Source organism: Enterobacter sp. KB-280D8, from assembly GCF_041399405.1.
In the GTDB taxonomy this organism is placed as follows: Bacteria; Pseudomonadota; Gammaproteobacteria; order Enterobacterales; family Enterobacteriaceae; genus Enterobacter; species Enterobacter cloacae_N.
Genome location: NZ_JBGKEC010000018.1, coordinates 20509 through 30153, shown reverse-complemented (window position 1 = coordinate 30153; position 9645 = coordinate 20509). Strand labels below are relative to the sequence as shown.

General features: G+C 57.3%; 10 protein-coding genes and 1 riboswitch. Of the genes, 4 read left to right on the top strand and 6 right to left on the bottom strand.

What is annotated here, in order from left to right; translation table 11 throughout:
- Window positions 1–258: 258 nt before the first annotated feature.
- The 3 genes from purH to AB8818_RS22385 all read left to right on the top strand — a co-directional run bounded on the left by purH (window position 259) and on the right by AB8818_RS22385 (window position 4418).
- A complete protein-coding gene (gene purH, locus AB8818_RS22395) occupies window positions 259–1848 on the top strand; it encodes a bifunctional phosphoribosylaminoimidazolecarboxamide formyltransferase/IMP cyclohydrolase (RefSeq protein ID WP_163331133.1) in 1590 nt (529 codons plus the stop codon).
- A 15-nt stretch (window positions 1849–1863) separates the two neighbouring features.
- Window positions 1864–3156, top strand: a complete 1293-nt coding sequence (gene purD, locus AB8818_RS22390) for a phosphoribosylamine--glycine ligase (RefSeq protein ID WP_116344066.1) — start codon at window positions 1864–1866, stop codon at window positions 3154–3156.
- Window positions 3157–3263: 107 nt separating this feature from the next.
- A complete protein-coding gene (locus AB8818_RS22385) occupies window positions 3264–4418 on the top strand; it encodes an IS481 family transposase (RefSeq protein WP_192985209.1) in 1155 nt (384 codons plus the stop codon).
- 77 nt (window positions 4419–4495) lie between these two features.
- On the opposite strand, the gene AB8818_RS22380 is transcribed toward AB8818_RS22385, so the two are convergent.
- The 6 genes from AB8818_RS22380 to nudC all read right to left on the bottom strand — a co-directional run bounded on the left by AB8818_RS22380 (window position 4496) and on the right by nudC (window position 8848).
- Window positions 4496–5188: a DUF1481 domain-containing protein gene (locus AB8818_RS22380; RefSeq protein WP_192985212.1), complete on the bottom strand. Its 693-nt coding sequence runs from the start codon at window positions 5186–5188 to the stop codon at window positions 4496–4498.
- Between the two features lie 11 nt (window positions 5189–5199).
- The gene (gene hupA / locus AB8818_RS22375) at window positions 5200–5472 is read right to left on the bottom strand and encodes a nucleoid-associated protein HU-alpha (RefSeq protein ID WP_002445246.1); all 273 of its coding nucleotides are present in this window, start codon (window positions 5470–5472) and stop codon (window positions 5200–5202) included.
- Between the two features lie 186 nt (window positions 5473–5658).
- Window positions 5659–6249, bottom strand: coding sequence for a YjaG family protein (locus AB8818_RS22370; protein WP_116344068.1), 591 nt, complete (start codon window positions 6247–6249; stop codon window positions 5659–5661).
- A 41-nt stretch (window positions 6250–6290) separates the two neighbouring features.
- A complete protein-coding gene (gene nfi / locus AB8818_RS22365; protein ID WP_023331768.1) occupies window positions 6291–6962 on the bottom strand; it encodes a deoxyribonuclease V in 672 nt (223 codons plus the stop codon).
- Between the two features lie 9 nt (window positions 6963–6971).
- Window positions 6972–8036 carry a uroporphyrinogen decarboxylase gene (gene hemE, locus AB8818_RS22360; RefSeq protein ID WP_163331134.1) on the bottom strand — a complete coding sequence of 355 codons (1065 nt, stop codon included), beginning with the start codon at window positions 8034–8036 and terminating at the stop codon, window positions 6972–6974.
- 38 nt (window positions 8037–8074) lie between these two features.
- Window positions 8075–8848, bottom strand: coding sequence for an NAD(+) diphosphatase (gene nudC, locus AB8818_RS22355; protein WP_163331135.1), 774 nt, complete (start codon window positions 8846–8848; stop codon window positions 8075–8077).
- Between the two features lie 95 nt (window positions 8849–8943).
- On the opposite strand from nudC, the gene AB8818_RS22350 reads away from it, so the two are divergent.
- Window positions 8944–9441: an Rsd/AlgQ family anti-sigma factor gene (locus tag AB8818_RS22350; RefSeq protein WP_061096558.1), complete on the top strand. Its 498-nt coding sequence runs from the start codon at window positions 8944–8946 to the stop codon at window positions 9439–9441.
- A 54-nt stretch (window positions 9442–9495) separates the two neighbouring features.
- Window positions 9496–9607: riboswitch (TPP riboswitch) on the top strand.
- Window positions 9608–9645 lie beyond the last annotated feature (38 nt).

Sequence of the window (9645 nt, the reverse complement as noted above, 5' to 3'; positions counted from 1 at the left end):
TTCTCAGCAGGCCGCAACCGCTAAATGACAGAAAAATGACTGACTGCTGCATTCCACAGCAAAACCCCGCCTTATACCTTTTTACACACAGACTTATCCACAATGATACGAAAAAGTGAAAATATGCGAGCGTTGCGCAAACGTTTTCGTTAAAATGCTCGCGCTTAATAAGGATGCCCCGTCAGGTGTGTTAGATGAGTTTTTCACTGGAAAATTCATCTAACGCTCTCTGTAATCGTGAAATCCAGGGGATTTACCATGCAACAACGTCGTCCAGTCCGCCGCGCTCTGCTCAGTGTTTCTGATAAAGCCGGTATCGTCGAATTCGCTCAGGCACTTTCCGCACGCGGTGTGGAGCTGCTTTCCACAGGCGGTACCGCTCGCCTGTTAGCAGATAAAGGTCTGCCGGTAACCGAAGTGTCCGATTACACCGGTTTCCCGGAAATGATGGATGGACGCGTCAAAACCCTGCACCCGAAAGTACACGGCGGTATTCTTGGCCGTCGCGGTCAGGACGACGCCATTATGAAACAGCATGACATCGCCCCAATCGACATGGTGGTCGTTAACCTCTACCCGTTTGCCCAGACCGTTGCCCGCGAAGGCTGTTCTCTTGAAGATGCCGTAGAGAATATTGATATCGGCGGCCCGACCATGGTGCGCTCCGCAGCCAAGAACCATAAAGATGTGGCCATCGTGGTGAAGAGCAGCGATTACGAAACCATTATTAATGAGATGGATGCTAACGAAGGGTCGCTCACACTGGAAACGCGTTTCGACCTCGCCATCAAAGCCTTCGAACACACCGCGGCGTACGACAGCATGATCGCCAACTACTTCGGTAGCCTGGTGCCGGCTTACCACGGTGAAAGCAAAGATCCTTCTGGCCGCTTCCCGCGCACCCTGAACCTGAACTTCATTAAGAAGCAGGATATGCGTTACGGTGAGAACAGCCACCAGCAGGCAGCCTTCTATATAGAAGAAGAGGTAAAAGAAGCCTCTGTTGCGACTGCCAAGCAGGTGCAGGGCAAAGCGCTCTCCTATAACAACATTGCCGACACCGACGCTGCGCTGGAGTGCGTGAAAGAGTTCAGCGAGCCTGCCTGCGTTATCGTCAAGCATGCGAACCCATGCGGCGTTGCCGTGAGCAACTCTATTCTGGATGCCTACGATCGCGCGTACAAAACCGACCCAACCTCCGCGTTCGGCGGCATTATCGCCTTCAACCGCGAGCTGGATGCTGAAACCGCACAGGCCATCATCTCCCGCCAGTTCGTTGAAGTGATCATCGCGCCATCCGCATCCGAAGAAGCGCTAAAAATCACCGCGGCGAAACAGAACGTGCGCGTACTGGTTTGCGGCCAGTGGGCCGAACGCGTGCCGGGCCTGGACTTCAAGCGCGTGAACGGCGGTCTGCTGGTTCAGGACCGCGATCTGGGGATGGTGACAGAAGCCGACCTGCGCGTGGTGACCAAGCGTCAGCCGAGCGAACAGGAACTGCGTGACGCGCTGTTCTGCTGGAAGGTCGCCAAGTTCGTCAAATCAAACGCCATTGTCTACGCCAAAGAGAACATGACCATCGGGATAGGCGCCGGCCAGATGAGCCGCGTTTACTCCGCGAAAATTGCGGGCATTAAAGCAGGCGATGAAGGTCTGGAAGTGAAAGGCTCCGCCATGGCTTCTGACGCTTTCTTCCCGTTCCGTGACGGTATCGACGCGGCTGCTGCTGTGGGCATCACCTGCGTGATCCAGCCTGGCGGCTCTATCCGCGACGACGAAGTGATTGCCGCCGCCGACGAACACGGCATCGCGATGATCTTCACCGACATGCGTCACTTCCGCCATTAATTCCCGGAGCAGAAAATGAAAGTATTAGTGATTGGTAACGGCGGGCGCGAGCACGCTCTGGCGTGGAAAGCGGCGCAGTCTCCGCTGGTTGATACCGTCTTCGTGGCACCGGGCAACGCCGGTACCGCGCTGGAACCCGCGCTGCAGAACGTGGCTATCGGCGTGACCGATATCCCGGCGCTGCTGAGCTTTGCCCAGAGCGAGAAAATCGACCTGACGATTGTGGGCCCGGAAGCACCGCTGGTAATTGGCGTGGTGGATGCGTTCCGCGCAGCAGGCCTGAAAATCTTCGGCCCAACGGAAGGTGCAGCCCAGCTTGAAGGCTCTAAAGCCTTCACCAAAGATTTCCTCGCGCGTCATAACATTCCGACGGCGGAGTATCAGAACTTCACCGAAGTGGAGCCAGCCCTGGCCTACTTACGTGAAAAAGGCGCGCCGATTGTCATCAAGGCCGACGGTCTGGCCGCCGGGAAAGGCGTTATCGTCGCGATGACCCTCGAGGAAGCCGAAGCCGCTGTTCACGATATGCTGGCCGGCAACGCCTTTGGCGACGCGGGCCACCGCATCGTGATCGAAGAGTTCCTCGACGGTGAAGAGGCGAGTTTTATCGTGATGGTCGACGGCGAGCACGTTCTGCCGATGGCCACCAGCCAGGATCACAAGCGCGTGGGCAACGGCGATACCGGCCCGAATACCGGCGGGATGGGCGCCTACTCCCCTGCTCCGGTAGTGACTGACGAAGTGCACCAGCGCACCATGGACCGCATCATCTGGCCTACCGTGAAAGGGATGTCGGCGGAAGGCAATACCTACACTGGTTTTCTTTACGCAGGTCTGATGATCGATAAGCAGGGCAACCCGAAGGTGATTGAATTCAACTGCCGCTTCGGCGATCCGGAAACACAGCCTATCATGCTGCGCATGAAATCCGATCTGGTGGATCTGTGTCTGGCAGCCTGCGAAGGCAAGCTCGACGAGAAAACCTCAGAGTGGGACGAGCGCGCGTCTCTGGGCGTGGTGATTGCTGCGGGCGGGTATCCGGGTAGCTACAGCACCGGCGATGAAATCCACGGCCTGCCGCTGGAAGAAATTGACGGTGCGAAGGTGTTCCACGCCGGGACGAAGCTGGCTGACGACGATCGCGTCCTCACCAACGGTGGCCGCGTGCTGTGCGCCACCGCGCTGGGTCATACCGTGGCAGAAGCGCAGAAGCGCGCCTATGCGCTGATGGCGGATATTCACTGGGACGGCAGCTTCAGCCGCCAGGATATCGGTTATCGCGCGATTGCGCGTGAGCAGGGCGAGTAATTTCACACCCTCACCCTAACCCTCTCCCTCTGTACAGTCCGGGGACATAGTGAACACTTGTTCGGGGACATGGTAGACACTTACAACTGAGGCATAAGAACCCGTTTATGGAGTCGCTTATGCCCTGGGATGCGAGAGATACCATGTCATTACGTACCGAGTTTGTTTTGTTCGCCTCGCAGGACGGGGCGAACATCCGTTCCCTCTGCCGTCGCTTTGGCATTTCACCTGCCTCCGGCTACAAGTGGCTTCGCCGCTGGGCTCAGGAAGGTGCCGCCGGCCTTCAGGACCGCCCGCGCACACCGCACCATTCCCCGAACCGCTCATCTGACGACATCACGGCCCTGCTGCACATGGCGCATGACCGTCATGAACGCTGGGGCGCACGCAAGATTAAGCGCTGGCTCGAAGACCAGGGGCACCCCATGCCCGCCTTCAGCACCGTCCATAACCTCATGGCCCGTCACGGCCTGCTGCCGGGCGCTTCACCGGGCATTCCCGCCACGGGACGCTTCGAACACGACGCGCCGAACCGCCTCTGGCAGATGGATTTTAAGGGCCACTTTCTCTTTGGCGGTGGCCGCTGCCATCCGCTCACCCTGCTGGACGACCACTCCCGTTTTTCCCTGTGCCTTGCGCACTGTACCGATGAACGGCGCGAGACCGTGCAGCAGCAGCTGGTCAGCGTGTTTGAACGCTACGGCCTGCCGGACCGGATGACGATGGACAACGGCTCACCGTGGGGCGACACCACCGGCACCTGGACGGCGCTGGAGTTGTGGCTGATGCGTCTGGGTATCCGGGTGGGGCATTCCCGGCCTTATCATCCGCAGACGCAGGGCAAGCTGGAGCGTTTTCACCGCAGCCTGAAGGCGGAAGTGCTGCAGGGAAAATGGTTCGCGGACAGCGGTGAGCTGCAGCGCGCCTTCGACCACTGGCGGACGGTCTATAACCTTGAACGCCCGCACGAGGCGCTGGATATGGCGGTACCGGGCTCGCGGTATCAGCCGTCAGCCCGGCAGTACAGCGGCAACACAACGCCACCGGAATATGACGAGGGCGTGATGGTCAGGAAAGTGGATGTCAGCGGAAAGCTGAGCATACAGGGTGTCAGTCTGAGCGCAGGCAAGGCGTTCAGGGGAGAACGGGTCGGGCTGAAGGAGACGGAGAAAGATGGCTGCTATGAAGTATGGTGGTACAGCACGAAAGTGGGGGTGATCGACCTGAAGAAAAAGTCGATCACCATGGGTAAAGGATGTTAAAAAGTGTTCACCATGTCCCCGAACACCTGTCTACCATGTCCCCGGACTGTACACCCTCAAGGGAGAGGGAACTTAAATCAAAAACTTTTCTCTGTCGGCTGCCAGGTGCAGAAGTCTTCGTTCGCCACCAGCAGCAGCTGAGAGCCTTCCGGCGCTTCCAGCCACGCCACACTCACCTCCATTGATGAATGACGCTGACGGCGTTGAATATGTTCGGTAGCCCAGGATTCGAGCTCAGGCTTCACCGTCTGCCCTTCGCAGGTGGTCACCGTTCCATCGGTATGCCAGCGCCCCTGGCGCAGCACAACGCGTCCCAGACGCAGCGCGTCGCTTGTCTGGCGGATTTGTTCGGCACGGTAACGGTAGAGGGCGATTTGATCACTGGAAAGCTGCTGTTTTTGACCGCCGACTTCACGCTGCATAAAGCTCAGCTCGCCATGGTCATCAAAACGCACTTTCACGTGTTCGGGGGTTTTGCTGTAGACGTTCAGTTCAATCAGCGACAGGTCATCTCCCTGCCAGCGATATTCCGCAGTCGACGTATTGCCGCTATGCCACGGGCTGAAGGCAGAAAGCAGATGCACTTCGCCACCGGAATCTTTGCGCCAGATCCTGACCGCCCCCTGGTTGTCCGCGTAACCGCTGGCGGTAAACGGAGGGAGGGAGGAATAGTGGCTACAGGCTGACAGCAACAGCACGCCTACCAGCGCGAGCGTTCCACGCCAGAAAGACAAAAGGGGCGTTGCCGCCCCTTCGCTAAAACTGTTCACTGCCACGCGTCTTACTTAACAGCGTCTTTCAGTGCTTTACCAGAAACAAATGCCGGCACGTTAGCTGCGGCGATTTTGATTTCTTTACCGGTCTGCGGGTTGCGGCCAGTACGCTCAGCGCGGTGGTTCACTTTGAAGGTACCGAAACCAACCAGTTGTACAGCATCGCCTTCTTTCAGAGACTCAGTAATAGCAGCCAGGGTAGATTCCAGAGCAGCTTTAGCCTGCACTTTAGACAGATCAGCCTTGTCCGCAATTACATCAATCAGTTGAGTCTTGTTCATAAGTTATCCTTTCAATGTGTTTATCGCTTGCTAAGCATCGAGTGCGACGAAAATGCCAAAAAAGCACTCTCCTGCATACACGCACCGATAGCCACTTTTTTTCGCCCCCCAAATGTAGACCAGACGGGGGGCAGAAGGGAAGAGTCGAGGAGCGACAAAACAGGCGTTAAATCACGTTTTGTTGTCTCATTGGTTAAAAATTATACCAATATTGCTCTCGCCGGCCTCACGTAAGTCCGCTCGCAGACCTTTGATCAGCTCAATATCGCGTTCTTCACACTCTGCCAGCAGGCGGAAAATTTCCCACTGGATATCCCATTCTTGCTCTACGGCCGGATTGGCACGCAGCTCTTCGTCGGTCATTTCACGACCTGCCTGGGTCATCTCCAGCATCGCGACGGTGGTAATCGAGGCCTTACTGACTTCGATAGCGTGCTCCAGCGTTTCACCGCTCAGACGAGAGTGGAGCAGCTCGCTTAACGCGACGCAGGCATCAATCGCCGGATAAACTCCGTACAGGTCAAAATCATCCGCAACCGGGATCGCCTCTTCCAGCTTTTCCAGCTGAGAGTCGAAGTTCACCTTCGCGTCTTTCACCGTCAGCGTCTCCCAGATTAAATCCAGGATGCGGCGATAAATCTGGCCTTCGCCAAACTCCGTTTGCTTACAGAACGCGGCGTAGTTGGGATACATGCGCTCGCACAGGCAAGCCATAAACGTCACGTGCTGCCAGCTTTCCAGCTTCTCAAGGCGCAGATGAATCGGGTTTTGTAGCATGATGATGTCTCGAATCGAAAATTAGCCGCAGTTTACCTGAATCACGGCTGAATTTCCTGCCAACGAACAAAAGCCGGACGCGAGGAGGCAACGGCGTCCGCCCAGCGCGTCGGCTCAGGTAAACGGTAGCCCTTCATGCAGCGCTGAACCCACGCCAGGGCGCTGTCCATACTGACCCGGTGCCCGGTGGCGATAAACAGCGGGTTACAGCGCGCCTTGCTGCGCCAGACCCACGCCAGCTGCTCGCCTTTATGGATGAGCGGCGCCAGCGCGCCAGGCTCTGGGGAGAGCGGCTCAAACGCCCCACACAGGCGCTTCTTGGCGACACCGATGGTCGGCACATCCACCAGCAGCCCAAAGTGGCTGGCAACGCCTAAGCGGCGCGGGTGGGAAATACCGTGTCCATCGACAAACAGCAGGTCAGGTTTTTGCGAGAGCTGTTCCCACGCTGCCAGCAGCGCGGGATATTCGCGAAAGGAGAGGAAACCCGGAATGTACGGCATGGTGGTCGCGATACGCGCCACCTTGTACTCCACCAGCTCAAGCGAAGGGTATTTCAGTACGACCATCGCCGCTCGCGTCACTTCCCCACCCTGCTCGAACCCGACGTCCGCTCCACCAATGTACTGCGGAGGATCCTTATCCAGACGATCCTCACGGATCACCGATGAAGCCAGTTCGATTTGCTGAGCGCGTAGCGACGCGAGATCCATAACCTCTCCTTACTTGTGATACTGGGCTGAAAGCCTATGCACCGCCTCCACAAATACGCCTGCGTGTTCTGGCGGCACATCCTGATGGATGCCGTGGCCGAGGTTAAACACGTGGCCTTCACCCTGGCCGAAACCAGACAGTATAGTCGACACTTCTTCTTCAATGCGGGCTGGCGGCGCATAGAGCATGGACGGATCCATATTGCCCTGCAGCGCCACTTTGTCGCCCACGCGACGGCGCGCTTCGGCAATATCGGTGGTCCAGTCGAGGCCCAGCGCGTCGCAGCCGGTTGCCGCCATCGCTTCCAGCCACTGGCCGCCACCTTTGGTGAACAGCGTCACCGGCACGCGGCGGCCTTCGTTTTCACGCAGCAGGCCGTCGACGATTTTGTGCATGTAGTACAGGGAGAACTGCTGATAATCGCGCCCGGTCAGCACGCCGCCCCAGGTATCGAAAATCATCACCGACTGCGCGCCCGCTTTAATCTGCGCGTTCAGATAGAGGGTGACGCTCTTCGCCAGCTTGTCGAGCAGCGCATGCAGGGCCAGCGGCTCGGCGTACATCATCTTTTTAATCATGGTGAAGGCTTTGCTGCTGCCCCCTTCAACCATATAGGTCGCCAGCGTCCACGGGCTGCCGGAGAAGCCAATCAGCGGCACTTCACCTTTCAGCTCACGGCGAATGGTGCGTACGGCGTTCATCACGTAGCCCAGCTCGCCTTCCGGATCGGGGATCGGCAGCTTATCCACGTCGGCTTTGCTTTTGATTGGGGAGGTGAAGCGCGGGCCTTCGCCGGTTTCAAAATAGAGCCCAAGGCCCATGGCGTCCGGAATGGTGAGAATGTCCGAAAAGAGAATGGCGGCATCCAGCGGGAAGCGGCGCAGCGGCTGGAGCGTTACTTCACAGGCCAGCTCGGCATTTTTGCACAGCGACATAAAATCACCCGCCTGCGCGCGCGTGGCTTTGTACTCTGGCAGATAGCGTCCCGCCTGGCGCATCATCCACACCGGGGTGACATCAACGGGCTGGCGCAGCAGCGCACGCAGATAACGATCGTTCTTCAGTTCGGTCATTTTTGCAGTTCCTTAAGCGTCATGGCCTCAGTGTAACACTACTCATACTCGGCCCGACACATCGCCACGGTATCTTCTATCAGCCGACGCGCCACCGTACCCGGTGGGGGTAAAAGAGGCAGATCGTCATAACGATACCAGTTTGCCTCCAGCAGCTCTTTCTGGTCGATAACGATCTCGCCGCTGTCATATTCAGCCATAAACGCCGTCATCAGCGACATCGGGAACGGCCACGGCTGCGAGGTGACGTAGCGCAGGTTTTTCACCTTGATTCCGCTCTCTTCCATCACCTCGCGCGCTACCGCCTGCTCCAGCGTCTCGCCCACCTCGACGAACCCGGCGAGGACGGTATGAATGCCGTTGCGATGGCGGGTATGCTGCGCCAGCAGGATGGAATCGTCGCGCCGGATGGCGACGATGATGCACGGCGCGATCTGCGGATAATAACGTTCACGGCAGTGGCCGCAGAGCAGCGCCCACTCGGTTTTGCTCGGGTGCATGGTATGCCCGCAATAGCCGCAGTATTTGTGCGAGCGATAAAACTCCGCCAGCTGCACGCCCCGCCCCGCGAGCTGGAACAGTCCCGCATCCAGATCAAGCACCTGGCGAACGGATCCCATATCCTGACGACGCGCTTGTTGGATCAACCATACGGGCTCACCCTGCCACTCGCCGATCCTGAGCGCAGGCAGGCCCACGAGATCGAACGTTTCTGCCGCACCGTAGGGTATTTCTCCACCGGGCAGCCACAACTTCTGTTCGTGACTGACGATCCACCAACCCAGATCTGATTTTTCAATAATACGATCCATATCTATTGCACTACCTTCGCTTCACTGACATGTTGTTAGCATTGTGGTTACATTTTGGATAAGTAGATCCCATTCTAAACTTTGCGGAGTCGACCATGTTAAACCAGCTAGAAAGCCTGACGGAGCGCGTTGGAGGAAGTAACACACTGGTGGATCGCTGGCTACATGTACGCAAGCATCTCCTCGTGGCGTATTACAATCTGGTCGGTCTTAAGCCTGGCAAAGAATCCTTTATGCGGCTGAACGAAAAAGCGCTGGATGATTTTTGTCAGAGCCTGGTCGACTACCTTTCCGACGGCCATTTCAACATTTATGAACGTATTATCCGCGAAATGGAAGGCACAAATCCCTGTTTAGCGGCCAGCAAACTTTGTCCACTACTGGAAGCCAATACCCAGCAGATTATGGATTACTACGATTCCACGCTCGAGAATGCCATCGATCACGATAATTATCTTGAGTTCCAGCAGGCGCTTTCCGACCTTGGCGAAGCGCTGGAAGAGCGATTCACGCTGGAAGATAAGCTGATCGCCCTCGCCCTGGATAACGGCCTGGACGTCAGCCACGAAGATAACGTCGTGCGCCCGGCTTGAGTTCTTAATCGTTAACGAGTAATTTACAACCATTCGCCCCTCTACGGAGGGGGATTTTTCTTGTCGGAGTGCCCAGCGCCTGAACGCGCGGGCTGAGACCGTTAATTCGGGATCCGCGGAACCTGATCAGGCTAATACCTGCGAAGGGAACAAGAGTTACACTGCTGTTGAATCGCCCCTGGGCGATCTTCTCTTGCTTCATCC